Source organism: Ruegeria sp. SAZD011 (genome assembly GCF_059612545.1).
In genome coordinates this window covers 21,115-44,860 of sequence record NZ_JBXWQU010000022.1, presented here as the reverse complement: position 1 = coordinate 44,860, position 23,746 = coordinate 21,115, and the positions used below count along the sequence as shown (strand labels likewise).

Annotated in this window: 23 protein-coding genes and 1 pseudogene; 12 read left to right on the top strand and 12 right to left on the bottom strand. The window is 65.6% G+C overall.

Translation table 11 applies throughout. The features are described from left to right. Positions 1-94: 94 nt before the first annotated feature. Complete coding sequence (locus AC2FLM_RS08855; RefSeq protein ID WP_496857315.1) at positions 95-970, bottom strand: TIGR01459 family HAD-type hydrolase; 876 nt, start codon at positions 968-970, stop codon at positions 95-97. A 79-nt stretch (positions 971-1,049) separates the two neighbouring features. Then, the gene (locus AC2FLM_RS08850; protein ID WP_496857313.1) at positions 1,050-1,967 is read right to left on the bottom strand and encodes a GlxA family transcriptional regulator; all 918 of its coding nucleotides are present in this window, start codon (positions 1,965-1,967) and stop codon (positions 1,050-1,052) included. Between the two features lie 102 nt (positions 1,968-2,069). Here AC2FLM_RS08850 and AC2FLM_RS08845 point away from each other — a divergent pair, with 102 nt between their 5' ends. Further along, positions 2,070-2,477: a GFA family protein gene (locus AC2FLM_RS08845; RefSeq protein ID WP_496857311.1), complete on the top strand. Its 408-nt coding sequence runs from the start codon at positions 2,070-2,072 to the stop codon at positions 2,475-2,477. Positions 2,478-2,533: 56 nt separating this feature from the next. On the opposite strand, the gene AC2FLM_RS08840 is transcribed toward AC2FLM_RS08845, so the two are convergent. The 3 genes from AC2FLM_RS08840 to AC2FLM_RS08830 all read right to left on the bottom strand — a co-directional run bounded on the left by AC2FLM_RS08840 (position 2,534) and on the right by AC2FLM_RS08830 (position 5,539). Continuing rightward, positions 2,534-3,454: a manganese-dependent inorganic pyrophosphatase gene (locus AC2FLM_RS08840; RefSeq protein ID WP_496857309.1), complete on the bottom strand. Its 921-nt coding sequence runs from the start codon at positions 3,452-3,454 to the stop codon at positions 2,534-2,536. A gap of 102 nt (positions 3,455-3,556) precedes the next feature. Continuing rightward, positions 3,557-4,537 (bottom strand): TraB/GumN family protein, encoded by a 981-nt coding sequence (locus tag AC2FLM_RS08835; RefSeq protein ID WP_496857307.1) that lies wholly within the window; start codon positions 4,535-4,537, stop codon positions 3,557-3,559. Between the two features lie 18 nt (positions 4,538-4,555). After that, positions 4,556-5,539, bottom strand: a complete 984-nt coding sequence (locus tag AC2FLM_RS08830; protein ID WP_234139787.1) for a TraB/GumN family protein — start codon at positions 5,537-5,539, stop codon at positions 4,556-4,558. Between the two features lie 115 nt (positions 5,540-5,654). Between AC2FLM_RS08830 and AC2FLM_RS08825 the strand changes: the two genes are divergently transcribed. Further along, positions 5,655-6,365 (top strand): DUF2161 domain-containing phosphodiesterase, encoded by a 711-nt coding sequence (locus tag AC2FLM_RS08825; protein ID WP_496857305.1) that lies wholly within the window; start codon positions 5,655-5,657, stop codon positions 6,363-6,365. Here the strand turns inward: AC2FLM_RS08825 and truA are convergent. Further along, a complete protein-coding gene (gene truA, locus AC2FLM_RS08820) occupies positions 6,317-7,108 on the bottom strand; it encodes a tRNA pseudouridine(38-40) synthase TruA (protein WP_496857303.1) in 792 nt (263 codons plus the stop codon). The two genes, AC2FLM_RS08825 and truA, sit on opposite strands and share 49 nt — an antisense overlap. Positions 7,109-7,341: 233 nt before the next feature. On the opposite strand from truA, the gene AC2FLM_RS08815 reads away from it, so the two are divergent. Genes AC2FLM_RS08815 through AC2FLM_RS08805 form a run of 3 tightly spaced genes read left to right on the top strand, consistent with a single transcriptional unit; the run spans position 7,342 to position 10,189 of the window. After that, positions 7,342-8,757, top strand: coding sequence for a YcjX family GTP-binding protein (locus AC2FLM_RS08815; protein ID WP_496857301.1), 1,416 nt, complete (start codon positions 7,342-7,344; stop codon positions 8,755-8,757). After that, positions 8,754-9,194, top strand: a complete 441-nt coding sequence (locus AC2FLM_RS08810) for a GNAT family N-acetyltransferase (protein ID WP_496857299.1) — start codon at positions 8,754-8,756, stop codon at positions 9,192-9,194. The genes AC2FLM_RS08815 and AC2FLM_RS08810 overlap by 4 nt, the downstream gene beginning before the upstream one ends. Continuing rightward, positions 9,191-10,189: a YcjF family protein gene (locus tag AC2FLM_RS08805; RefSeq protein ID WP_496857297.1), complete on the top strand. Its 999-nt coding sequence runs from the start codon at positions 9,191-9,193 to the stop codon at positions 10,187-10,189. The genes AC2FLM_RS08810 and AC2FLM_RS08805 overlap by 4 nt, the downstream gene beginning before the upstream one ends. 93 nt (positions 10,190-10,282) lie before the next feature. Here the strand turns inward: AC2FLM_RS08805 and AC2FLM_RS08800 are convergent, their stop codons facing one another. Then, entirely contained in the window at positions 10,283-10,690 is a 408-nt protein-coding gene (locus tag AC2FLM_RS08800; RefSeq protein ID WP_234216912.1) for a group III truncated hemoglobin, read from the bottom strand. A 125-nt stretch (positions 10,691-10,815) separates the two neighbouring features. Here AC2FLM_RS08800 and AC2FLM_RS08795 point away from each other — a divergent pair, with 125 nt between their 5' ends. After that, positions 10,816-11,526 carry a VIT1/CCC1 transporter family protein gene (locus tag AC2FLM_RS08795; RefSeq protein ID WP_234165875.1) on the top strand — a complete coding sequence of 237 codons (711 nt, stop codon included), beginning with the start codon at positions 10,816-10,818 and terminating at the stop codon, positions 11,524-11,526. 17 nt (positions 11,527-11,543) lie between these two features. Here AC2FLM_RS08795 and AC2FLM_RS08790 read toward each other — a convergent pair whose 3' ends face one another. Further along, a complete protein-coding gene (locus tag AC2FLM_RS08790; protein WP_496857294.1) occupies positions 11,544-12,068 on the bottom strand; it encodes a hypothetical protein in 525 nt (174 codons plus the stop codon). 301 nt (positions 12,069-12,369) lie between these two features. On the opposite strand from AC2FLM_RS08790, the gene ileS reads away from it, so the two are divergent. The 5 genes and pseudogenes from ileS to AC2FLM_RS08765 all read left to right on the top strand — a co-directional run bounded on the left by ileS (position 12,370) and on the right by AC2FLM_RS08765 (position 18,036). Beyond that, positions 12,370-15,333 carry an isoleucine--tRNA ligase gene (gene ileS / locus AC2FLM_RS08785; protein ID WP_496857292.1) on the top strand — a complete coding sequence of 988 codons (2,964 nt, stop codon included), beginning with the start codon at positions 12,370-12,372 and terminating at the stop codon, positions 15,331-15,333. Between the two features lies 1 nt (position 15,334). Beyond that, entirely contained in the window at positions 15,335-16,297 is a 963-nt protein-coding gene (locus AC2FLM_RS08780; RefSeq protein WP_496857290.1) for a P1 family peptidase, read from the top strand. 140 nt (positions 16,298-16,437) lie between these two features. After that, positions 16,438-16,890 (top strand): annotated as a pseudogene (locus tag AC2FLM_RS08775) (methylated-DNA--[protein]-cysteine S-methyltransferase). Positions 16,891-16,957: 67 nt separating this feature from the next. Further along, complete coding sequence (locus AC2FLM_RS08770) at positions 16,958-17,416, top strand: hypothetical protein (RefSeq protein WP_496857288.1); 459 nt, start codon at positions 16,958-16,960, stop codon at positions 17,414-17,416. Next, complete coding sequence (locus AC2FLM_RS08765; RefSeq protein WP_496857286.1) at positions 17,413-18,036, top strand: class I SAM-dependent methyltransferase; 624 nt, start codon at positions 17,413-17,415, stop codon at positions 18,034-18,036. Before AC2FLM_RS08770 ends, AC2FLM_RS08765 begins: the two co-directional genes overlap by 4 nt. Here AC2FLM_RS08765 and AC2FLM_RS08760 read toward each other — a convergent pair. The 4 genes from AC2FLM_RS08760 to fsa all read right to left on the bottom strand — a co-directional run bounded on the left by AC2FLM_RS08760 (position 18,002) and on the right by fsa (position 21,272). Then, positions 18,002-18,709, bottom strand: a complete 708-nt coding sequence (locus tag AC2FLM_RS08760) for a CDP-alcohol phosphatidyltransferase family protein (protein ID WP_234139774.1) — start codon at positions 18,707-18,709, stop codon at positions 18,002-18,004. The genes AC2FLM_RS08765 and AC2FLM_RS08760 overlap by 35 nt on opposite strands. 69 nt (positions 18,710-18,778) lie before the next feature. Continuing rightward, complete coding sequence (locus AC2FLM_RS08755) at positions 18,779-19,699, bottom strand: tyrosine recombinase XerC (RefSeq protein WP_234142991.1); 921 nt, start codon at positions 19,697-19,699, stop codon at positions 18,779-18,781. After that, positions 19,696-20,403, bottom strand: coding sequence for a DUF484 family protein (locus AC2FLM_RS08750; protein WP_234139772.1), 708 nt, complete (start codon positions 20,401-20,403; stop codon positions 19,696-19,698). The genes AC2FLM_RS08755 and AC2FLM_RS08750 overlap by 4 nt, the downstream gene beginning before the upstream one ends. A 215-nt stretch (positions 20,404-20,618) precedes the next feature. Continuing rightward, positions 20,619-21,272: a fructose-6-phosphate aldolase gene (fsa, locus tag AC2FLM_RS08745; protein ID WP_234139771.1), complete on the bottom strand. Its 654-nt coding sequence runs from the start codon at positions 21,270-21,272 to the stop codon at positions 20,619-20,621. Positions 21,273-21,390: 118 nt separating this feature from the next. On the opposite strand from fsa, the gene AC2FLM_RS08740 reads away from it, so the two are divergent. After that, positions 21,391-23,601 carry a primosomal protein N' gene (locus AC2FLM_RS08740; protein WP_496857283.1) on the top strand — a complete coding sequence of 737 codons (2,211 nt, stop codon included), beginning with the start codon at positions 21,391-21,393 and terminating at the stop codon, positions 23,599-23,601. Positions 23,602-23,746 lie beyond the last annotated feature (145 nt).

Sequence of the window (23,746 nt, the reverse complement as noted above, 5' to 3'; positions counted from 1 at the left end):
CTCTATCCAGGCGATGGAGCAACTTTGAGCAAGTCTCCACCTGAGTTTGGCAACTTTATTACTTTGCAGGTGCAGAAAATCAAGTCCTTTCTGCTCAGCGCAGTTGTCCAATAGTATAGGTTGGGGTCCGGTTTTCCCTGTCCAGATAGGCTGTTAGCGCTTCGGGGTCGGGGCTGTGGCCAGTTTTGGTTTCCGATGCGGCCAGACCGCCCGAGATGAAGAGGGAATCAATCCCTTCGCCCATCGCCCCGGCGACATCGGTCTGGATGCCATCACCGATGGCCAGGATCTCGCCATCGCCCACATCCTGGCCCAGCGCGGTCAGCCGACGGCGGGCCAGATCATAGATCGGCGGGTGCGGTTTGCCGAAATAGAGGCTCTCGCCCCCCATCTCGGTGTAAAGCCGCGCCAGCGCCCCGGCGCACCATTCGCGGATTTCGCCGCGGTCGACCACGATATCGGGATTGGCGCAGAGCAGCTTCATCCCCTTGGTCTTGGCATAGAGGAAATCGGGTCGGTTCACCTCGGGGTCGGCCATCGGATCGAAGGGGCCGCAACAGACGATGCCCTCGGCCTCTTGCAGCGGTACACGAGTGATCTCGACCGGGTTGTCGAGCAGCTTGAGCGGCTCGAAGAACCCAGCGTCGCGGTCCCATTCGCCCATGAAATAGACCTTTTGCCCCACCGCGTCCCGGAACATGGCGGACCGGGCACTGTCGCCGCTGGTGGCGATGGTGTCATAGGCGTCCTGAGGCACGCCAAACTGGGTCAGCTGCGTCGCCACGCCCGCGCGGGGTTTGGGCGAGTTGGTGACCAGCACCACGATGCCGCCCGCCGCGCGATAGGTCTGCAACGCGGCGACCGCCTCGGGATAGGCAGTCACCCCGTTATGGACACAGCCCCACAGATCGACGAACAGCGCGCGATATCGGTCGGAGATGTCGGAGAGGGCGTTGATGATCTGGGTCATGTGGAGGTCCGGCTTTGTAACTGTCGCAGGCCGTGTATGCCGCATGTGCCGGACGATGACCATGGGCAAGCGCTGACCATCAGGTGCGAAAGCTTTCCAGCCGCCGCCCGGTGCGGCGCGTCATCACGCGGCGGAGTGCGGTGGCATCGCCATACCCGACCCGATGCGCGACCTGTTCCAGGCTCAGCCCGCCCGCACGATATAGGCGGATCGCTTCGGTCACCCGAAGGGTCTGGGCAAACTCGCTCGGGGTCATGCCCGCGACCCGCGACAGGCGGCGGGCAAAGGTGCGCGCGCCCAGCCCGGCGGCCTCGGCCAGTTCGGCCAGCGGCACCTGCCGGGCGATATGGCGGCGCAGGTACAACTCGACCCGTTGCAGCGCCGGATCACCCGCCACCAGCGTCGCCACCGACAGATAGGGCAGTTGGCTGGGGCGGCTGTCGGCCAGCAGAAAGCGGCGGCAATCCTCGGCCAGGGCATAGCCCGCCTGGGTCTCGATCAGATGCAGCATCAGGTCGATCTGGGCAAAGGAGGCCCCCGCCGTCACCAGCGCCCCATCGCTGCACAGCACCTCGCCCATCTCGACCCGGACCTTGGGGAACCATGATCGCAAAAGTGGCGCCAGCCACCAGGTGGTGGTGACACGTCGCCCATCCAGAAGTCCCGCCGCCGCCAGTGCAAAAACGCCGGAACAGGCGCTGGCGATGCGGGTGCCGGGCCGGGCAAGGTGGTGCAACGCATCCGTCAGTGTGGCAAAGCCCGACCCGTTCATCGCGGTGCGCAACTCCTGCGCCGAGGCAAGCCCCATGCCCGGCAGCACCACCAACTCGGGCTTGGGTGTTTCAGGGCTGACCGCCTCGGGTCGCAGGGTGCGCCAGCGAAATGGCGCCGGCTCGCCGCGCAACGCGGCCACGCGGTTGGCGCTGTCCAGCATGTCCTCGGCGATAGCCAGGCTCGACCGCTGGCAGGGGGTTGGATGCAGCAGAAGGACGTCCATGGCGAGTTGTCCATTTTAGCCTGAATAATGTCATTTGTGACACTAGCGACCTGTGAGACCCGCGTCCATCCTGTGCCGTGACACCGACACAAGGAGACCAGAATGACACTTACAGGCGGATGTTATTGCGGCGCGCTGCGCTACGAGGCCGAGGGCGCGCCGATGCTCAAGGCACAATGCCATTGCCGCGCCTGCCAGACCTACTCCGGTGGCGCGCCCAACCTGTTCATGGTGATGCCCGCCGCTGGCTTTCGTTATGTCAAAGGCACGCCCAAGAGTTTTCGGCTGGAGGACCGGCCCGACCGCGTGACCCGCGATTTCTGCGCCACCTGCGGCACCGGGGTCGCCTCGCATCGGCCCGGATTGCCGGCGGTGATCCTCAAGATCGGCACATTGGATGATCCGGCCCTGTTCAAGGGTCCCAAGGCGGCGGTGTTTGCCGCCGAGAAACAGGCCTTTCACATCATTCCCGAAGGCGTGCACGCCTTTGACGGGTTGCCTACCCAGTAAAGCCGCAACAAAAAAGGCGCCCGCGAGGGGCGCCTTTTTCATCGGTCGGGACCGGATCAGACCTTGAGTTTCGGGATGATCTGCTTCTTGCGGCTCATGATGCCGGGCAGGACAACCGTGTCGCCCGAGACCGAGGCGCCAAAGCTTTTTTCGGCCACTGCCTTGACCAGATCGTTGGGTACCAGCAGGGTGGCTTCCTCGTTCAGGATGTCGATCACGAACAGCAGCACCTGATCGGCGCCGTCTTCCTTGGCCACGTCGATCATCGAGGCCATCAGGCTGTCCTTGCGGTCCAGCAGCACCTTGGGCGCGGTGGTTTCCAGAACCGAGACCCGGAATTCCTTGCCGTCGACGTTGTACTCTTTCGAGTCCATCCGCAGCAGTTCGGCATCCGAGAAGGACGACACGTCCGACTTGGCCGCGAACATCTCGGCGGCATAAGAGGGGATGTCGATGCCCAGATCGGCGGCCAGCTTCTCGGCCACGGCGCGGTCGTGCTCGGTGGTGGTGGGCGAGCGGAACTCCAGCGTGTCCGACAGGATACAGGTCAGCGCCGCACCCTTGACCGCGTCGGGCATGCGCGTGGCATCGTCGCCCATCAGGTCGACCATGATGGTGGCGGTGCAGGCCAGCGGGCGCAGCGTGATGTCGATCGGGCCTTTGGTCTTCAGCCCGCCGATCAGCGCGTGATGGTCGATGATCTGGCGGATATCGGCGTCGTTGACGCTGGCCGGCAGTTCGGCGGGGTTGTTGGTGTCAACGATCACCACCGGGGCACCTGCGTCCACGTCCGAGATGATCTCGGGCTTGTCGAAACCCCAGCGGCTCAGCATGAAGGCCGCTTCGGTGTTGGGTTCGCCCAGCAGCACCGGTTTGGCGGCCTTACCCTTCACCTCGGTCAGATACCAGGCCCAGACGATGGGCGAGCCGGTGGAATCGGTGTCGGGGGATTTGTGGCCGAATACCTGAATGGTCATGTCTCTATCCTGCGCATGGTCGAATTTGCGCGCCTTATAGGGGCGCGGGCCGGGCTTGTCACGGGGCGCTGTGCGGGCTGCGACCCTTGGTCTGTCCCCGTATCAGAACGCCACCCGGTTCAGGCTGTAACCCGCCTCGGCCAACAGGTTCAGCAGACCCTGGTTTCCATGCAGATGCGCGGCCCCCACCGCGATCACGGCGGTCTGGTCGCGGATGTCCAGAATATGACGCATCCAGTTGCGGTTGCGCCCCTCGACCAGTTCCAGCATGAAACTGTCCCAGAGCGGGGCGAATTCCTCGGGCGTCAAACCGCTGCGCGCCATCGCGTCGCGGCGCGAGAACTCCATGAACTCGGCATGGCGCTCGTCGAAATAGATCGCGCTCAGTGTTGCCAGTTGGTCGGCATCGGCGCCCAGCATGGCCGAGAACATGTCCAGTTCGCGGGCCTGCTGTTCGATCGGGGTGGCGGTGAACAGCGCCAACAGCTCGGCCCCGGTCTCCAGCGAGTGTTGCGGCAGGCCATGGCTGTTGGCCAGGGCCGCAAGCCGGCGATCCATGCCTTGCCGCGCTTCGGGGTCGCGCAGCAGGCAGGGCGGCAGCGAAAGAATCGAGCCCAGCACCCAGGGTTGCATCTTGGCCCCCATCCAGGCGGGCACGTTCCGTTCGGCGAGGGCGCGGGCGATCCGGTTCCATCCCTCCTCGCTCATCAACTCGATCAGGGTGGGGCCTTCGGTGATCAGCGCCACCTTGGGGTTGCCCATCACCTCGCGCTCGAACGCGGCCAGATCGGAGCTGTTCAGTTCGAACCAGGCCGCATCGGCGCCTGCAATCACCGGTTTCAGCCTTTCGATGGCAGGCCCCATGCGCGGGTCGTTGACATGCAGGGTGCCGATCAGGTGCAGCACGGTATCGCCCCGGGTCGCGACCCAATGATTGCCCTCGGGATAGGGGATCGCGGCTGCGGCCTGCTCCATCTCGGCGCGGATCGCGGGCGACAGATCGTCCCGCAGGTCGTGGCCCTCGCAAGCGGCCTGCGCTGCCAATGGCATCAGGAGAAGCAGCAGCACAGAGAGAAAACGCATCCCAAGCCCCCGCAAAGGTCAGAAATCGGCCCGGCTGAGGCTGTAGCCCTGTCGTTTCAACAGGTTCAGAATACCGGTCTTGCCCGGCAGATGGGCAGCCCCCACCGCAACCACCAGAACCGGAACGTCCGCGCGCAGGATCACCGGCATCCAGGCCCGGTTGCGCCGGTCCAGGATATGAGCGTCGAACTGGCGCAGCAGACGCGCGACCTCGCTGCGCGACACCTTGAGGTCGCGGTAGAGTGTCCAGCTTTCGATCAGCATAGCCTCGGCCAGGCGCTGTTCGAAATAGGCATTGGCCATGGTGACGACCTGGTCGTCGTAGTTCAACTCGCTCTTGAGATCGAGCAGCAGCAGCTGGATCTGGTCACGGATCGGGATCGCCGAAAGTGCCCGCATTCCGTCGCCCACATTCTCGAGAGAACCGATCGGCACCTTGGCGCGGATCGCGGTCTTTTCGATGCGGTCATCCAGGCCCTGATAGGCGAACAACCCGCGCCCGCCGCAGCCCGAGGTAGACAGGCTCATCGAGATGAACCAGGGCTGCATCCGCGCCAGCACCCGCTCGTCGACCCCGTGCATGGCCATCTTGACGCTAAGCAGGCGCCAGTCCTCGGCGCGCATCATCTCGTTCAGGCCGGGACCCTTGGGAATGGTGAGAAGACCCGGCGTGCTGCGCAACACGCTGTCGAGCGTGGCCAGTTTCTGCTGCGTCACCTCCAGCAGTACCGCATCGGCCGAGCGGATCACCGGTGTCAGGCTGCGCATCGCCGCCCGCATCCGGCTGTCCCCTGTGTGCTGAGTGCCGATGACATGGATGCGGCGGTTGCCTTTGGTTGCGACCCAATGATTGCCGTAGGCAAAGGGAACCTGCTTGATCTCGCGCGCCAGCCGTGCCTCTGCCTCGGGCGTCAGCCTGTCGCGCATGTCAGTGCCGGTGCAGCGGGCTGCTGCCCCACCTGCGGCCAACAGGCAGAGGCAGATCAAAAACACGCGAAACATGACAAGGCTCCTGCAATTTCCGGCTGTCTCCACAGCTAGGCCGCCCGGGTCGGGGGGACAACCCCGGGGCAGGGGGACGATTGTATTGCCGCTGCGATGTGCCTAGCGTGCAACCATGCAACGCGAACAAGATCTCTACCCTCCGCTCAAGGCGGTGTTCGAGCGGCAGGGATATGTCGTCAAGGGCGAGGTGGGCGCGGCCGACCTGGTCGCGCGCCGGGGGGACGAGGTGCCGGTTATTGTCGAGATGAAGCTGCGGTTCTCGCTGTCGCTGTTTCATCAGGCTGTCTCACGGCTCGCGCTCAGCGACAGTGTCTATGTCGCCGTGCCGCGCCCGACCGGGCGCACGGCCCGGCGGGCATTGCGGGACAATCTGGCGCTGTGCCGGCGGCTGGGTCTTGGCCTGATCACCCTGCGTGCAGATGGCCGGGTCGAGGTGCATTGCGATCCCGGTCCTTATCGCCCGCGCAAGTCGAAGGCGCGCGAGGGACGGCTGCTGCGCGAGTTCGAAAGGCTTGAGGGAGACCCGAACGCGGGCGGCGCCACCCGCCACGGCATTGTCACCGCCTATCGCCAGGACGCGCTGCGTTGCGCGGCATGGCTGGCGGAACAGGGCGCGTCACGCGGCGCCGATGTGGCGCGCGCAACCGGTGTTTCCGCCGCGACGCGGCTGATGCGGGACAATCACTATGGCTGGTTCGCGCGGCTCGAAAAGGGGGTCTATGCCCTGACCGAGGCCGGCCGCGCCGGGCTGGTCCACTGGGCCTACAGCTGGGATCAGGAGGACGCGGCGGGCATGTCCGAGGCAAAGACCGGCTCGGGATAGCCCACCCGCGCCAGATAAAGGCCCTGCGGCGGGCAGACCGGCCCACAGGCGGCGCGATCGCGCGCCTCCAGCGCGCGGCGCACATCCTCGGGCGCCCAGGCCCCGGCGCCCACGCGCTCCAGCGTGCCCACGAAACTGCGCACCTGGTTGTGCAGGAACGAGCGCGCGCGCACTTGGAACCGGATCTCGGGACCGGAGAAGCTCTGGACCTCTTCGACGCGAAGCTCGTCCAGCGTCTTGACCGGGCTGGCGGCCTGGCAGATCGACGAGCGGAAGGTGGTGAAATCGTGCCGCCCCAGCAACAGGTCGGCGGCGGCCTGCATGGCGCGCGCGTCCAGCCGGTGCCCGACCTGCCAGACCAGCCCTGCATCATGGGTCGCCGGCGCCCGCCGCATCAGCAGGCGGAACAGATATTGCCGTTCGGTGGCCGAAAAGCGGGCATGCCAGTCCTCGGCCACCCGCGCGGCAGCGGTGATCGCCACCGGTTGCGGTTTCAGGTGCCAGTTCAGCGCCTCGGACAGGCGAAAGGGATCCCAGTCGCGGGTCAGGTCGCAATGGGCCACCTGGCCCAGCCCGTGCACGCCGGCATCGGTGCGCCCGGCGGCGGCGATGGTATGGGGGCCGGGTTCGAGCCGCGCCAGCGCCGCCTCGATGGCGCCCTGTACCGAAGGCAGATCCTTTTGCCGCTGCCAGCCGGCAAACGGGGCGCCCAGATATTCGACTTTCAATGCATAGCGTGGCATGGCCGCGCTGGTACCCCGCGCCCGCCGCCCTGTCCAGTGGGGGCGCTGCCCCCGCCGCCGCAAGCGGCGACTCCCCCGGAGTATTTCGGGCGGCTTGAAGCAAGGAGTGAATGGGCTTCTTTCTGGTCGAAAATACTCCGGAGCGCGAGGCGGAGCCTCGCAAAAAACATCGCGACCCTAGCAACCGGGCGGCGCGCTCTTTATCTTGGCAGGGAAACAGGCAGGGGCAGAACTTGGTCATCACCTCCTTCGCAGACCGTGTGGTGCGCGGCGTCGAGACCGTTTCGGATACGCTGAGCGAAGCGCTGTTCGAGCCGGTGATCCGGCTGGGCGTGACCGGGTTGGCGCGCTCGGGCAAGACCGTCTTCATCACCTCGCTGGTCGCCAACCTGCTCGACCGGGGCCGGATGCCCGGCCTTGTCGCGGCGCAGGAGGGACGGATCGAGGCCGCGTTCCTGCAACCCCAGCCTGACGACACCGTGCCGCGCTTTGACTACGAGGCGCATCTGGCGGCATTGACCGGCCCCGCGCCGCACTGGCCCGACAGCACCCGCGCGGTGAGCGAGCTGCGCCTGTCGCTCAGGGTGCGGCCCGGAGGTTTGCTGGGCGGCTTGCAGGGGCCGCGCACGGTGCATCTGGATATCGTGGATTATCCCGGTGAATGGCTGCTCGACCTGGGTCTGATGGACAAGAGCTATGAAGACTGGTCGGCCGAGGTGCTGGCGCGGATCGGGAGCCGGTCCCAGGCAAAGGCCTATCTCGCGGCGCTGGGTCCCGTGGACCCGGCCGCGCGCCATGACGAGCCCCTGGCGCAGGAGCTCGCACGGAGCTTTACTGCCTATCTGGAGGCGGCACGCGGCGCGGGGTTTTCCGACTGCACGCCGGGGCGCTTCCTGCTGCCCGGCGATCTGGCCGGCTCGCCGGTGCTGACCTTTGCGCCTTTGCCGGTGACGGGCGCCGCGCCGCGCCGTTCGCTGCACCGGGAAATGGCGCGCCGGTTCGAGGCCTACAAGGCGCGGGTGGTGCGCCCGTTCTTTCGCGATCATTTCGCTCGTATCGACCGGCAGGTGGTGCTGGTCGATGCGCTGGGCGCCATTCACAAGGGTCCGCAGGCGGTCGAGGACATGCGCCTTGCGATGGCCGATATCCTGGGTGCCTTCCGGCCTGGCCGCAATGCCTGGCTGAACCGGCTGCTGCTGGGCCGCCGGGTCGACCGGATCCTGTTTGCCGCCACCAAGGCGGATCACCTGCATCACAAGCAGCACCCGCAGTTGACCGCGATCATCGAGGCGCTGACCCGCGAGGCGCGCGACCGGGCGCAGTTCGCCGGAGCCGAGACCGCCGCACTGGCGCTTGCTTCTCTGCGCGTCACCACCGAGGAGATGCGCGCGCATGACGGGCGCGACTTGCCTTGCGTGCGGGGCACCCTGCTGGAGGATGGACGGCAGGCCGCCTTCTATCCCGGTGCCTTGCCCGAGGATCCGGGCCAGTTGCTGAGCCCGGCCCGTACCGGGGCCGAGGCCTGGTTGGGCGCGGGGTTCCAGGCGATGAGTTTTGCGCCGGCGTCGCTGCAGTTGAAGCCGGGCGATGGGCCGCCGCATATCCGGCTGGACCGGGCGGCGCAGTTCCTGTTCGGGGACCGGCTATGAACGCGGTGCTGCGCCCGGCCCGGCCCGGCGACGCCGAGGCGACCGGAGACATCCTCTATCGGTTTGCACAGGACACACCTTGGATGCCCAAGCTCTATGAGAGGGCCGAGACGGTGGGTTTCTGCGGGATCATGATCGCGCGCAGCTGGGTTACGGTTGCGGTTCTCGGCGGGCAGGTCGCCGGGTTCATCGCCCGTGACGGGCAGGAGATCTGTTCGCTCTACCTTGCAAAAGCGGCGCAAGGGCAGGGGCTGGGTGCGGCGCTGTTGGGGAATGCGATGGAGCGGAGCGACCGGTTGGAACTCTGGACATTCCAGCAAAATACCAGGGCGCAGCGTTTCTATGCCCGGCACGGCTTTGTCGAGGCCGCCCGTACCGATGGCGCGGGCAACGAAGAGCGCCTGCCCGATATCCGTTATGAATGGAGGCGGTCATGACCCAGGGTCCGGTCCTGTTCGACCTGAAGGACGAGAAAACGCCGCCACCCCCGGTGGCCGAGGCGCTGCCGGTGCCCGACACGGATCGCCCACAGGGTGCGGCCATGTTGGCCGCCGCCCGCGTGGCGGCGCGGCGTCCTTCGCGGCTGGCGCGTTGGTTCTGGGGTCTGGCCGCTGCGTTTCTGGGGGCGGTGATCTCGGTCGCGGCCTGGGATTTCGTCACCGGGCTGATGGACCGTGTCCCGGTTCTGGGTTGGGTCATGACTGCGCTGCTGGCGGGTTTTGTGCTGGTGGCGTTGCTGATCGCGCTGCGGGAGCTTGCGGCGATCGGGCGGCTGGGCCGGGTCGACGGGCTGCGCCGCGCCGCCGATGCGGCGCTGGCCGAGAACGATCTGGCGCAGGCGCGCGCGGTGTGCCGAAAACTCGACACCTTCTATCGCGGGCGTGAAGAAACCCGCTGGGGCCGCGAACGGCTGGCCGAGCGGGTAGAGGAACAGTTCGAGGCGCAAGACCTGCTGGCGCTGGCCGAGGACAGCCTGCTGGCCCCGCTGGACGCCGAGGCGCAGCGCGAGGTCGAGGCGGCGGCGCGCCGGGTGGCCACCGTCACCGCACTGGTGCCGCTGGCGCTGGCCGATGTGGTCGCCGCGCTTGCCTCTTCGCTCAGGATGATCCGGCGGGTGGCCGAGATTTATGGAGGTCGGTCCGGCGTGCTGGGCAGCTGGCGGCTGACCCGCGCAGTGATGGCGCATCTGGTGGCAACCGGCGCGGTTGCGGTAGGCGATGACCTGTTGGAACCGGTGCTGGGCGGTTCGGTCCTGAGTAAACTGTCGCGCCGGTTCGGCGAGGGTCTGGTGAACGGAGCGCTCACCGCGCGGGTGGGCGTCGCGGCGATGGAGGTTTGCCGACCCCTGCCGTTTTCGGCGCGGCGCCGGCCTTCGGTCCGGGGCGTGGTGCGCCGCGCCCTGACGGGAATTGTCAGCAAGGCCAATGGCTGACTTCAGGTGGTAAGGGGGCGCTGCCCCCGCCTACAAAATTCGTCGAATTTTGTAGGCCCCCCCGGAGTATTTGTAAGCGAAATGAAGACAGGCTCAGAGGAGCGAGGGCACGTCGTCCGGTTTCTGGCGCATCGAGGTCAGGCCCATTTTCAGCCCGTGGCCGATCCGGTCGGCCAGCGCCCCCCAGCGGGCGGCGGTGTCGGCGGCAAGCTCTTGGGTCAGAACCTCGTGAAAGAGTGAAAGCCAGAGCGGGAAATGATCGGGCCGGATATCGGGGCGCGCGACATGCACCCGCATCGGGTTGCCGTCATAGCAGCGCTCTTTCAGGATGGCATTGCGCCAGAAAGCGGCGATGCGCGCCTCGTGCGCGGGCCAGTCGCGCACATGGGCGGCAAAGACCGGGCCCAGTTCGCCATGGGCGCGGATGCGGGCATAGAAGACCCTCACGACGCGGTCGATCTGGGGGGCGGTGATCTGGAACAGGGGCAGGGGGCTGGGCATTGGCGTCTCTTTTCTGACTGTTAAAGTCGGATATAGGGTTCCGATCCGCAAGCGCCATACTGTCACAGGCGGGGGCTTGATCTGGGACAAGGACAGCCCATCGGGCAAACGGGAAGGCTGCTGGAATGAAAGAACATGGACATAGCCCCAACGAGGTCTCGCAGCGGATTGGAGCGCCGCCCGGGCGCGGCGTGTTGCGCGACGTTGTTTATGGCGGCATCGACGGGTCGGTGACCACTTTCGCCATCGTGGCGGGCGTGGCGGGGGCGGGCCTTTCGCCCTTTGTCATCGTGGCGCTGGGGCTGGCCAATGTTCTGGCTGACGGGTTTTCCATGGCGGCGGGCAACTACTCGGGGACCAAGGCCGATCTGGACAACGTTCGGCGCCTGCGCGTGGTCGAGGAGCGCCATATCGCCCGCTACCCCGAGGGAGAGCGGCTGGAGGTGCGCGAGATCCTGGCGCAGAAGGGGCTGTCGGGCGAGGTTCTGGAACAGGCCACAGATGCCATCACCGCTGATCGTGACAACTGGGTCGCGCTGATGATCGACGGTGAATACGGCCTCGGCAGCGTCGATCCCCACCCGATGCGGGCGGCGCTGGCAACATTCGCGGCCTTTCTGCTGGCGGGCATGATCCCGCTCTTGCCGTTCCTGTTCGGGGTGGACGGCGCGTTCACCGTTTCAGCCTGGATGACTGCTGCGGTATTCTTTGCCATCGGCGCGTTGAAAAGCCGCTGGTCGCTGGCGCCCTGGTGGCGGTCGGGGCTCGAGACGCTGGCAATAGGCGGGGCCGCTGCAGCCATCGCCTATGGGGTGGGAACGCTGTTTCACGCCTGAAACTCCGGTCACGCGCGTTATTGCAGCTCGATCTTCAGCGGATAGCCATAGATGTCTTGCGATTTGTCGCGCTGGCTGGCCTGGCTGGCGGTGACCGCGGCCCCGACCAGACCGTACCCCACCAGGACATGTGCGGCTGCCGCTGCTGAATAGGCCTGCTGCGTCAGATTCAGCGGCTTGATGGTTTCGTCGAATTCAAACTGCTCCGAGGTGCAGCGCACCCGCATCGGGGGTGTCTTGGTGCCATAAGAGGGCAGATTGACCTCGCCCGGAATTTTCACCTCGGCGGTGAAATGGCTGCTGGAAAGCTGGCAGGTCTTGGGCTGAAAGGCTGGCGGAACGGCAGAATAAGACCGGCTGTCGGGAAAGGTGATCCGCACCGGCGTGATCTTTTCCGGGGCGGTCGCCTTGCCGGCGGCAGTCAGTTGCACTGTCTTTGACAGGACAAGCGCGGTTTGCGCGCCGGAAGAGGTCGGTTCGGTACAACCGGCCAAGGTGCTTTTCAGGGCAAGGATGGAAAATATGGCGAGGGTTCTTTGCATCTTGGTCAACTTGGCTTGCGTCCGGGGGGGCCGGCTATTGCGCGATGCATGATGCTCTCTAACCTGCTTTGCAAGCCCGACTGACGCGGAGTCGCGTTAAGCAATCAGGGCTGTGTCATAACGGCGCTTTCCCCCCGCCCGCGAATTGCCTATAAGGCGCGCATGACCCACCGTGCGGCCATCATTATTCGAATTACCTCCCCGGCGCTCTGACCAGATCGAGACGCCGGGCAAAGGTGCTTGAGCCATCGCACCGAACCGAATATCCCCCAACCGACATGTTTGCCAGAGGACGCCCGAGATGTGCGCCGACACGACCGCTGAAACGCCCGAATACAAAGACACGCTGAACCTGCCGAAAACCGAATTCCCGATGCGCGCCGGATTGCCCGCGCGCGAGCCGCAGTGGCTGGAGCGCTGGGAGAAGATCGGCGTCTATGACCGCCTGCGCGAGAAAACGGGCCGCGCGCCGTTCACCCTGCATGACGGTCCTCCCTACGCCAACGGCCACCTGCATATCGGCCACGCGCTGAACAAGACCATCAAGGACATGATCGTGCGCAGCCACCAGATGATGGGGTTCGACGCGCGCTATGTGCCCGGCTGGGACTGTCACGGCCTGCCGATCGAATGGAAGATCGAGGAACAGTACCGCAAGAAGGGCAAGAGCAAGGATGACGTCAACGTCGTCGAGTTCCGCCAGGAATGCCGCCGCTTTGCCGAGGGCTGGATCGACATCCAGCGCGAAGAGTTCAAGCGCCTGGGCATCACCGGCAACTGGGCCGATCCCTATGTCACCATGGACTATCACGCCGAGGCGGTGATCGCCGACGAGTTCATGAAGTTCCTGATGAACGGCACTTTGTATCAGGGTTCCAAACCCGTGATGTGGTCGCCCATCGAACAGACGGCGCTGGCCGAGGCCGAGGTCGAGTATCACGACAAGGAAAGCTTCACCATCTGGGTGAAGTTTAAGGTGTTGGGAAATAGGCTCTTTGATGCTGCGGCACAAGATGAACCTCCTTACTTTAATATGGATCTTCAAAACGCCTATGTGGTGATCTGGACCACCACGCCCTGGACCATCCCGTCGAACAAGGCGGTGGTCTATGGCAAGGACATCGCCTATGGCCTCTATGAGGTCACCGGTACGCCCGAGGAATGCTGGGCGTCGGTGGGCGACAAGTACGTCCTTGCCGACAAACTAGCCGATGACGTGATGCGCCGTGCTCGCTTGGAGAACAACCAGTACCGGCGTGTTAGAGATGTGACAGCTGAAGAGTTGAGCCATATTGCGTTGGCTCATCCGCTCCGTAATTCCGAAGGCTCGGGTGGCGAATGGGACGATATCCGCGATTTCCGCGCCGCCGAGTTCGTGACCGATACCGAGGGCACCGGTTTCGTGCATTGTGCCCCCTCCCACGGGATGGAGGAATTCGAGCTTTATCGCGATCTGGGCATGCTGGAGCAGGTCATCACCTATAACGTGATGGACGATGGCTCGTTCCGGGCCGATCTGCCGTTTTTCGGCGGCAAGTACATCCTCAACCGCAAGGGCGGCGAGGGCGATGCCAACAAGACGGTGATCGACAAGCTGGTCGAGGTCGGCGGGCTGCTCGCGCGTGGCAAGATCAAGCACAGCTATCCGCATAGCTGGCGGTCCAAGGCGCCGATCATCTATCGCAACACGCCGCAATGGTTCGCCAGCGTCGACCGGCCCGTGAATGATGGGCAGGACAGCTATGGCAAAACCATCCGCGAACGCGCGCTCACCTCGATCGACCAGCTGGTGAAGTTCACGCCGCAAACCGGGCGCAACCGGCTCTATTCGATGATCGAGGCGCGGCCCGACTGGGTGCTGTCGCGCCAGCGTGCCTGGGGCGTGCCGCTGACCTGTTTCACCCGCAAGGGCGCGCTGCCGACGGACGCCGACTTCCTGCTGCGCGATCCGGCCGTCAATGCCCGCATCTTTGCCGCGTTCGAGGCCGAGGGCGCCGATTGCTGGTATGCCGAGGGCGCCAAGGAGCGTTTCTTGGGCAACGATTACAACGCCGACGAATGGGATCAGGTGTTCGACGTGCTCGACGTCTGGTTCGACTCTGGCTCGACCCATGCCTTTGTGTTGCGCGACCGAGCTGACGGCACCGAGGACGGCATCGCCGATGTCTATATGGAGGGCACCGACCAGCACCGTGGCTGGTTCCACTCCTCGCTGTTGCAGGCCTGCGGCACGCTGGGCCGCGCGCCCTATCGCAACGTGGTCACGCATGGCTTCACCCTCGACGAGAAGGGCATGAAAATGTCCAAGTCGCTGGGCAATACCATCGTGCCCGACGAGGTGGTCAAGCAATACGGCGCCGATATCCTGCGGCTTTGGGTGGCGCAGACCGACTATACCGCCGACCAGCGCATCGGGCCCGAGATCCTGAAAGGCGTAGCCGACAGCTATCGCCGGCTGCGCAACACCATGCGCTTCATGCTGGGCTCGCTCTCGGATTTCACCGAGGCCGACCGGATCGAGGATGTCTCCGAGATGCCGCCGCTTGAACGCTGGGTGCTGAGCCGCATGGCGGAACTGGATGAGCAGGTGCGCAAGGGCTATGCCGCCTTCGACTTCCAGGGCGTCTATAGCGCGGTGTTCAACTTTGCCACCGTGGATCTTTCGGCCTTCTACTTCGATATCCGCAAGGACGTGCTTTATTGCGACGGCGACACGACGCGCCGCCGGGCGGCGCGCACCGTGCTCGACCTGCTGTTCCACCGCCTGACCACCTGGCTGGCGCCGGTGCTGGTGTTCACCATGGAAGAGGTCTGGCTGGAGCGTTATCCGGGCGAGGACAGCTCGGTCCACCTGGTCGATTTCCCTGATACACCCGCCAGCTGGCGCGACGCCGAGTTGGAGGCGCGCGTTGCCCGCATCCGCCGCGTGCGCCGGGTGGTGACCTCGGCGTTGGAAATCCAGCGTCGCGACAAGGTGATCGGGTCGAGCCTTGAGGCGGCGCCGGTGGTGCATGTCGAAGACGCGGGCCTGCGCGAATTGCTCGCCGGCATCGACATGGACGATCTCTGCATCACTTCGGGCCTGACGGTGACTGGTGATCCGGCACCCTCCGAGGCCTTCCGCCTGCCCGAGGTCGAAGGAGTCGGCGTGGTGTTCGAAACCGCCGAGGGCGAGAAATGCCAGCGCTGCTGGAAGATCCTGCCCGATGTCGGCCGCCACGCCCATGCGGGCGTCTGCGGCCGTTGCGACGCGGCGCTGGGCTGAGATGCCCCGCGCCCGTGATCTGGGCCTTGCGATCGGGCGGTTCCCGCCCGGTCCGCAAAACGCGATCACCGATGTGGGGCAGGTGGCCGTCGGCCACGTGACCCTGATCGAAGGCGACCGCACCCGCACCGGCGTCACCGCAGTCCTGCCGCATCCGGGCAATGTCTTTGCCGACCGGCCCCGCGCGGGCCTGTCGGTGCTGAACGGGTTCGGCAAGTTCGCAGGCGCCACCCAGGTCCGTGAACTGGGCGAGATCGAAACGCCGATCCTGCTCACCAACACGCTGGCGGTGGGTCGCGGGGTCGAGGCGCTGGTGCGCCACACGCTGGCGCAGCCGGGCAACGCAGATGTCACCTCGATCAACGCGGTGGTGGGCGAGACCAATGACGGGCGTCTCAACGACATCCGCGCCGCCCGGCCCACGGTGGAAGAGATGTTGGAAGCACTTGCAAACGCCCGCCCCGGCCCGGTGGCCGAGGGCGCGGTGGGGGCAGGGACGGGTACCATCTGCTTTGGCCTCAAGGGCGGGATCGGCACCGCCTCGCGGTGGGTCGGTGAACATATGCTGGGCGTGCTGGTACAGTCGAATTTCGGCGGAACGCTGCGGGTGGACGGGCGGCCCGTTGCGGGCGTACCCGAGGCGGATGCCGATGGGTCCATCGTGCTGGTGATCGCCACCGACGCGCCGCTCTCGTCCCGCAACCTGACCCGGCTTGCCAGCCGCAGCTTTGCCGGGCTGGCGCGGATCGGTTCGTCCCTGTCGAACGGGTCGGGTGATTATGCGCTGGCCTTTTCGGTGGGGCCGGGCGCGTCCCTGGCCAACGACGCCTGCTCGCCCCTGTTCGAGGCGGTGATCGAGGCGGCGGAGGAAGCCATCCTGAACGCGCTCTTGATGGCGGGGGACATGGACGGATACGATGCGCGCCACGACCGGCCCAACCGGGTGGCGGGACTGATGCTGTGATCCCGTGTTTCGCCGCCTGACGGCGGCGACCGGGGCGAGGGGCGCTGCCCCTCGCGCTCCCCGGAGTATTTGTGGCGAAATGAAGTCGGAATGGCGCGTGGCATCTTGTGCGCCCTTTGCCGTGGGGCCATGGTCGGATCATGCCCAGCCTGACCGTCAATACACCGACCGGCGCCTTTGTCCTGACCGAGGAGAATGGCGCGATCACCCGCGCCACATGGGGGCAGAATGGTTCGGACCATACGCCTTTGCTGGACCTCGCGGCAGCGCAGGTCGCCGCCTATTTCCAGGGCGAGCTGGAGCAATTCGACCTGCCGCTGAGGGTGCGCGGGTAGGACTTGCAACGCGCCGTCTGCGATGCGATTGCCGCGATTCCCTATGGCTATACCCGCACCTATGGTGAAATCGCGCGAGAGCTCGGCTCCTCGGCGCAGGCCGTCGGGCAGTGCTGTGGTGGCAATCCGATTCCGGTGATCATCCCCTGTCACCGGGTGATGGGCGCCCGTGGCCTGACCGGGTTTTCCGGGCACGGTGGGGTGGAGACCAAGGTGGCTCTTTTGCGACTGGAAGGGGCTGCGGGCTTGCTCATCTGACCCAGATCAAGGCAAGCTGGGCGCCAAATCATTCAGATATCCTCTGGAACAGAGTCAGGAGATGCAGATGACAGACCGCGCCGCGCAGAAACAGGCCGTGCATGACAAGCTGATGTCGCTGGAGGCAGCGGAACTGGCCGCGGCCAAGGCGCATTACGAAGCCTTCCTGAAGGAGGCGCAACTGGGCGACCGTGAGGTGCATGACAAGGACGATCTGGTCGCGGCACGAGAGAACCGCGATCTGGCCGCCGCGTTCGACGCGCCGGTTCAGGCGCATCATGCCAAGATCGATGTCATCGAGAATACCGATTTCGCGCTGACCGACACGGTTGGGCCGGGCGCGGTGGTCTCGTTTGGCGGCCGCAATTTCGTGATCTGTGTCTCGACCACCCGGTTCGATGTGGATGGCAAAACCTATATGGGCATCTCGACCCAGAGTCCGATCTATCTGGCGATGAAGGACCTGCGGGCGGGAGAGAGCTTTGCCCATAACGGCCGGGACTTCGAGATCGAAGATATCATGTGAGCGGCTTGCGTGGCAGGTCGGTGCGGTGTGGCTATGCGGCCGAGGCCGAAGCGCTGATTGCCGCTTTCGAGGCGCTGGACAGTGCAGATGTGCTGGCTCCGGTCATTGATGAACTGCCTGAAAACCCCGGTCTTTGTCTGGATCTCGGGGCCGGCAGTGGGCGGGATGCGGCTTGGCTGGCAGCGCGCGGACATCGGGTCTGGGCGGTAGAGCCGGTGGCCGCCTTTCGCGCCGCGGGGCGGCAGCGTCATCGCGGCCACCCGATCACCTGGATCGATGACCGATTACCGAACCTGACCCGGCTTCGCGGGGTGGGACTGCGCTTTGACCTGATCCTGACGATCGGGGTGTTTCATCACATGTCGCCGCAAGCGCAGCAAGAGGGGTTGACCACCGCTTTGGCACGGTTGTCGCCGCGGGGCCGGATGATCCTGTCATTGCGCCATGGGCCGACCCCGGCAGCGCGGCCGGGCCATCCGGTCGACACCGATGCGCTGGCCGCGAGCGCCACGGCGCAGGGGATGCGGATCCGGCGCCTGATCCGGGGAGCGCCCTCGATTCAGCCCGGCAACCGGGCGGCTGGGGTCAGAAGGGACTGGCTATGTCTTTCTCGGGAATGACCATCTGGGCGATCCCCGCGAAAATCAGGTAGAGGCTGGTCACCACCAGGCCCCAATGCGCCCAGCTCTCGGGATGAAACCCGACCCAGGCGGCCCAGCCCGCGAAGAAGGTCCAGGCCAGCGCCATGGGCAGGGTCACCGCGCGCCAGCGTTGCGTTCTGACCGGATGAACGAATTTGAGCGGCAGGAACATCGACACCGCCAGCACGGTGACCAGCACCAGGCTGACCCAGAAATTTGGCTCGAGCGCGAATATCACCAGCACCACCATGTTCCAGCAACCCGGAAAACCCGAGAACGAATTGTCCTTGGTCTTCATCCTTGTGTCGGCGAAATACATGGCGCTGGCAAAGGTGATGATGATGATCGCGAACCAGCCGGTCCAGCCATCCATCAACCCGGATTTGAACAGGGCAAAGGCGGGTATGAACACATAGGTCAGATAGTCGATGATCAGATCCAGCAGCACCCCGTCGAATTCGGGCGCATAGGTCTTGACGTGATAACGGCGGGCCATCGGCCCGTCGAGCCCGTCGACAAAGAAGGCCACAACCAGCCACAGGAACATCAGGTCCCATTTGGCATCTACCGCCGCCAGCATCGCCAGCATGGCAAAGACAGCGCCGGTGGCGGTAAAGAGATGGACGAAGAGAGCGCGGAACTGAGGTGTCATCCGCCCCTCATGACGGAAAAATGACAGGGTTGCAATTCGTCTGCTGCAATCGGTTCCGGGGCGCGGGCGTCAGGCCTTGGGGTGGCTGCGGTTGTAGACTTCCATCAGGTGGGCGGTGTCGACGGCGGTATAGGCCTGTGTGGTCGACAAAGAGGCATGGCCCAGCAGCTCTTGAATCGCGCGCAGGTCGCCGCCGGCTTCGAGCAGGTGAGTGGCAAAGCTGTGGCGCATTGCATGCGGTGTGGCGGTGGCGGGCAGGCCCAGCTGCATCCGTGCCTTGGCCATCACCGCCTGGATGCTGCGGGCGTTCAGCGGACCGCCCCGGGCACCGCGAAACAGCGGTGCGTCAGGCTCCAACGGCCAGGGGCAGAGCCGCAGATAGGCATCGACCGATGCGCGGGCTACTGGGATCACCGGCACCAGACGTTCCTTGCCGCCCTTGCCGCGAATGCGCAGCGTGGCTGGCAGCGGCGCCGCGCGCCCGGTCAGCGACAGCGCCTCGGAGATGCGCAACCCGCAGCCATAAAGCAGGGTCACCACCGCCATGTCGCGGGCGGCGATCCAGGGTTTGGTCGATTGCAGCTCGACCGTGTCGATCATCGCGCGCGCCGCATCCTCGGCCAGTGGGCGGGGCAGTTTCCTCTGGAACTTGGGCGCCCGGGTCGACAGCACGGCGGTGGGCTCGAACCCCTCGCGTTCGGCCAGCCAGCGATAGAAGTTCTTGACCGCCGAAAGCTTGCGCGCCAGCGAGCGGGGTCCGATCCCGTCGGCGCGCATCTGGGCCATCCAGGCCCGCATGTCGGGAACCCCGATACGGGCCAGCGGTGCCAGCCCTTGCGTCGCACCAAAATGCACGGTCATGAAGGACATGAACTCGACCACATCGGTGCGATAGGCGGTGATGGTGTTGTCGGCCCGACCGGCCAGTGCCCGCTGCGTGTCCAGCCAATGCTGCAATGCATCGCGGCAGGCCGGCGAGATCAGGCTCACGACAGCCAGCGGCGCATCGTGCGTTCGAACACGCCGGCAAAGAAAGAAAGCAGGTCGGTACCCAATTGCGGGGTGAACTGATGCGGGTCCTCGGCTCCCATTGCCAGCATGCCGGGCAGGCGACCGGGGCCCAAGTCGAGTTTCAGGCAAGCCTCGGACCGGATCCAGTCGGCGCGGCGGCCATAGACCTGCGGGGTGGCCTGTTGAAGTTGGCGCAGCGTGACCTGACGCGCCACCGCGTTGCGCCCGGCGGTCAGGTAACTGTCGACAAATCCGGGCTGTGCCACGGTCAGAACATCGTCGAGCCGTTCCAGCGAGGCACCGCGCTCGGCCTGGCTGCTTTCCAGCACCAGCCGGATCGCATCGACGCGCAGAACCTCGGCCACTTCGGTGCCGAGATCGCGCAGGAAGGTTTCGAAATCCACCGGGTCGAGCAGCCGCAGGACCGCACGCTGCACCTGATTGGTGCCGGCAAGGTTCTCATAAGCGGCCGCGATGACCGAGCGATGGGTGTCCTCGAGCCGGTCCAGCCGGGCCTCGAGCCGCTCCATGGCGATGCCACGCAGATCGACGACATTGCCGCCCATCGCCCGCTCGTTCGCGGCGACAAGCGCATGCATGATGTCCTTGTCATCCAATACCACCTGCGGCTTGGCGATGATCGCCTCGCGCAAGGTTTCGTCCAGCTTCGGGCTGCTGCTCATTCACGCCTCGTTTTATGTTGGGACGTTTTATAACACGGGAATGCGATTTTTCTGCCGAAAAATCAACACTCGGGCGGAATTCTACCACCGGATGTGCTGCGACACGGTTTGGGCAAGAACGCTGCCGGTGCGGGGCGCCCAAGAAAATTCGTCGAATTTTCTTGGGCTTTCCCCCGGTTTTTCGCGGTGCGTGAGCGCGCCGCGAGGGCGATGCCTCAGAGGATCTTGATCCCGGCGGCCTTGATATCGGACAGGAACGCATCGAGCCCCTTGTCGGTCAGCGGGTGGTTGACCATCGCCTTGATCACCGCAGGCGGGGCGGTGATCACGTCGGCGCCGATCCGCGCGCTGTCGAGAATATGGTTCACCGAGCGGATCGAGGCCGCCAGGATCTGCGTCTCGAACCCATAATTGTCATAGATTGTGCGGATGTCCTGGATCAGGTCCATCCCGTCCAGGTTGATATCGTCGAGCCGCCCGATGAAGGGCGAGATGAAGGTCGCGCCCGCCTTGGCCGCCAGAAGCGCCTGGTTGGCCGAGAAGCACAGCGTCACGTTCACCATGTGACCATCGTCCGACAGCACCTTGCAGGCCTTCAGCCCGTCCCAGGTCAGCGGCACCTTGACCGCGATGTTCCCGGCGATCTCGACCAGCTTGCGGCCTTCGGCGATCATGGTCTCGGCATCGGTGGCGGTCACCTCGGCGGACACTGGCCCGTCGACCATGGCGCAGATCTCACGGGTGACCTCGATGATGTCGCGGCCCGATTTCTTGATCAGCGAGGGGTTGGTGGTGACGCCGTCCACCATGCCCAGGTCGTTCAACTCGGCGATGGCGTCGATCTCGGCGGTATCAACGAAGAATTTCATGGGGCAGTCCTTTGATGGGTTGGCCTCGGTCTGGCTTGCCTTTACCTCATGAGACAGGCGGCGCAAACCCCGAATGCCGGGCGGTGCCGGCACATGAGGTTTGACGGGAGCCATCAGCTTGGACACGGGCGGCTTGGACAGCGGCGGGTTTTTCGAAGAGGGGGCGCTTGTCTCGGTCCTGACCACGCAGCCGCTCGACCGGACGCTCGACTACAAGGCGCCCGAAGGGGGCTGCTTTTCAGGTGCCTTTGTCGAGGTACCGCTGGGCCCGCGCAAGGTGCTGGGCGTGGTCTGGGGGCCGGGGCGGGGTGACTTTGACCGGTCCAAGGTGCGCTCGGTGCTGAGGGTGATCGACGTGGCGCCAATGCGCGAGGAAATGCGCGCCTTTCTGGGCCGGACCGCCGACTACACGCTGACCCCGATGCCCGCGATGCTGCGCCTGGCCACCCGCGCGCCGGGTCTGGGCGACCCGCCTTCTATGCGCAAGATCTATCGGCTGGGCGCGGGGGACCCCGACCGCATGACCGATGCGCGCGCCCGTGTTCTTGCGGTGTTACGCGACTATGGTGGGCTCGCCTTCACCCTCAAGGAACTGGCCGAAATGGCGGGGGTGACCGCGTCGGTGGTCAAGGGGCTGGTCAAACAGGGGGCCGTGCGGGAAGAGGACAGCCCGCGCGATCTGCCTTATCCGCATCTCGACCCCGATCTGCCCGGCAAGGCGCTGACCGAGGATCAGTCCCGCGCCGCCGACAGCCTGCGGGCCGGGCTGCGCAGCGGGCGCTACGGCACCACGCTGCTCAAGGGGGTGACCGGTGCCGGCAAGACCGAGGTCTATCTGGAGGCGGTGGCCGAGGCGCTGCGCATGGGGCGACAGGCGCTGGTGTTGCTGCCGGAGATTGCGCTCACGGCCGAGTTCCTGACCCGGGTCGAGGCGCGGTTTGGCGCGCGGCCCGCCGAATGGCATTCGGGTGCCACAATGACCGAACGCCGCCGCGTCTGGCGCATGGTGGGGCAGGGCGAGGCACAGCTGGTGGTGGGCGCGCGCTCGGCGCTGTTCCTGCCGTTTCGGGATCTTGGCCTGATCATCGTCGATGAGGAACACGACACCTCTTACAAGCAGGAGGATGGCGTCCTCTATAATGCGCGTGACATGGCGGTGCTGCGGGCGGCGATCTGCGGCGCGCGGGTGGTGCTTGCCAGTGCCACGCCCTCGCTGGAAAGCTGGGCCAATGCGGATGCGGGTAAATACGAGCGGCTGGAGCTGACTTCGCGTTTCGGTGCGGCGGTGCTGCCGCAGATGCAGGCCATCGACATGCGGGCCGAGACGATGCAGCCTTCCAGTTGGATTTCGCCCAGCTTGCGTCGCGCGGTGATTGACCGATTGGGCAAAGGCGAACAATCGCTGCTTTTCCTCAACCGGCGCGGCTATGCCCCGGTCACGCTCTGCCGGGCCTGCGGCCAGCAGATCGGCTGTGACCATTGCGACGCACGCATGGTCGAACACCGGTTCCTGAAACGGCTGATGTGCCATCAATGCGGCGAGACCAAACCGATCCCCGACACCTGCCCCCATTGCGGCGCCGAAGGGCGGCTCGCCCCGGTGGGACCTGGCATCGAGCGGCTGGCCGAAGAGGCCGCCGCCAGCTTTCCCGAGGCCCGCATCGCGGTGCTCAGCTCGGACATGTTCGGCACCGCCCGGGCGTTGAAAGAACGGATCGAGGCCATCGCGGCAGGCGAGGCGGATATCGTCATCGGCACCCAACTCGTGGCCAAGGGGCACAATTTTCCCTTGCTGACGCTGGTGGGGGTGATCGATGCGGATCTCGGTTTGCAAGGCTCGGACCTGCGCGCCGCCGAGCGCACCTTTCAGCTGATGCGGCAGGTGGCGGGCCGGGCGGGGCGGGCCGAGAAGCCGGGACAGGCGCTGTTGCAGACCTATCAGCCGGAACACCCGGTGATCCGCGCCATTCTTGCCGGCGACGAGGAACGGTTCTGGCGGGCCGAGGCGGCAGAGCGTCAAGCCGCCGGAGTGCCGCCCTATGGGAGGATGGCCGGGATCATCCTGTCGGGCCCCGAGGCCGGACCGGTCTTCGATCTCGGCACCGCCATGGCGCGCAACGACGCGCCCCTGCGCCAGATCGGGGCGCAGGTCTTCGGCCCAGCGCCGGCGCCCATCGCCCGGGTCCGGGGCCGCCACCGGGTGCGGCTCCTGGTCAAGGCGCCCAAGGGCGCACCGCTGCAAGAGGCCATCGCCCGCTGGATCGCGCCGCTGCGGCTGAAGAGCGACCTGCGCCTCAGCGTCGATATCGACCCGCAGAGCTTTCTTTGAGTTTTTTGCGAGGCTCCGCCTCGCGCTCCGGAGTATTTCTAAACCAGGAAGAAGCAGTACCCGTATTCCGGCTTCTTTCTGGTCGGCAATACTCCGGGGGTGAGGCCAAAGGCCGAGGGGGCAGCGCCCCCTGTCCGGCCTCTCC

Coding starts and splice junctions, on each gene's coding strand:
- fsa (WP_234139771.1), bottom strand. CDS start 21,272: ATGAAATTCTTCGTTGATACCGCCGAGATCGACGCCATCGCCGAGTTG.
- truA (WP_496857303.1), bottom strand. CDS start 7,108: ATGCCACGCTATGCATTGAAAGTCGAATATCTGGGCGCCCCGTTTGCC.
- AC2FLM_RS08825 (WP_496857305.1), top strand. CDS start 5,655: ATGCAACGCGAACAAGATCTCTACCCTCCGCTCAAGGCGGTGTTCGAG.
- AC2FLM_RS08770 (WP_496857288.1), top strand. CDS start 16,958: ATGACAGACCGCGCCGCGCAGAAACAGGCCGTGCATGACAAGCTGATG.
- AC2FLM_RS08810 (WP_496857299.1), top strand. CDS start 8,754: ATGAACGCGGTGCTGCGCCCGGCCCGGCCCGGCGACGCCGAGGCGACC.
- AC2FLM_RS08830 (WP_234139787.1), bottom strand. CDS start 5,539: ATGTTTCGCGTGTTTTTGATCTGCCTCTGCCTGTTGGCCGCAGGTGGG.
- AC2FLM_RS08805 (WP_496857297.1), top strand. CDS start 9,191: ATGACCCAGGGTCCGGTCCTGTTCGACCTGAAGGACGAGAAAACGCCG.
- AC2FLM_RS08800 (WP_234216912.1), bottom strand. CDS start 10,690: ATGCCCAGCCCCCTGCCCCTGTTCCAGATCACCGCCCCCCAGATCGAC.
- AC2FLM_RS08850 (WP_496857313.1), bottom strand. CDS start 1,967: ATGGACGTCCTTCTGCTGCATCCAACCCCCTGCCAGCGGTCGAGCCTG.
- AC2FLM_RS08760 (WP_234139774.1), bottom strand. CDS start 18,709: ATGACACCTCAGTTCCGCGCTCTCTTCGTCCATCTCTTTACCGCCACC.
- AC2FLM_RS08790 (WP_496857294.1), bottom strand. CDS start 12,068: ATGCAAAGAACCCTCGCCATATTTTCCATCCTTGCCCTGAAAAGCACC.
- AC2FLM_RS08835 (WP_496857307.1), bottom strand. CDS start 4,537: ATGCGTTTTCTCTCTGTGCTGCTGCTTCTCCTGATGCCATTGGCAGCG.
- AC2FLM_RS08750 (WP_234139772.1), bottom strand. CDS start 20,403: ATGAGCAGCAGCCCGAAGCTGGACGAAACCTTGCGCGAGGCGATCATC.
- AC2FLM_RS08855 (WP_496857315.1), bottom strand. CDS start 970: ATGACCCAGATCATCAACGCCCTCTCCGACATCTCCGACCGATATCGC.
- AC2FLM_RS08780 (WP_496857290.1), top strand. CDS start 15,335: ATGCCCCGCGCCCGTGATCTGGGCCTTGCGATCGGGCGGTTCCCGCCC.
- AC2FLM_RS08845 (WP_496857311.1), top strand. CDS start 2,070: ATGACACTTACAGGCGGATGTTATTGCGGCGCGCTGCGCTACGAGGCC.
- AC2FLM_RS08840 (WP_496857309.1), bottom strand. CDS start 3,454: ATGACCATTCAGGTATTCGGCCACAAATCCCCCGACACCGATTCCACC.
- ileS (WP_496857292.1), top strand. CDS start 12,370: ATGTGCGCCGACACGACCGCTGAAACGCCCGAATACAAAGACACGCTG.
- AC2FLM_RS08795 (WP_234165875.1), top strand. CDS start 10,816: ATGAAAGAACATGGACATAGCCCCAACGAGGTCTCGCAGCGGATTGGA.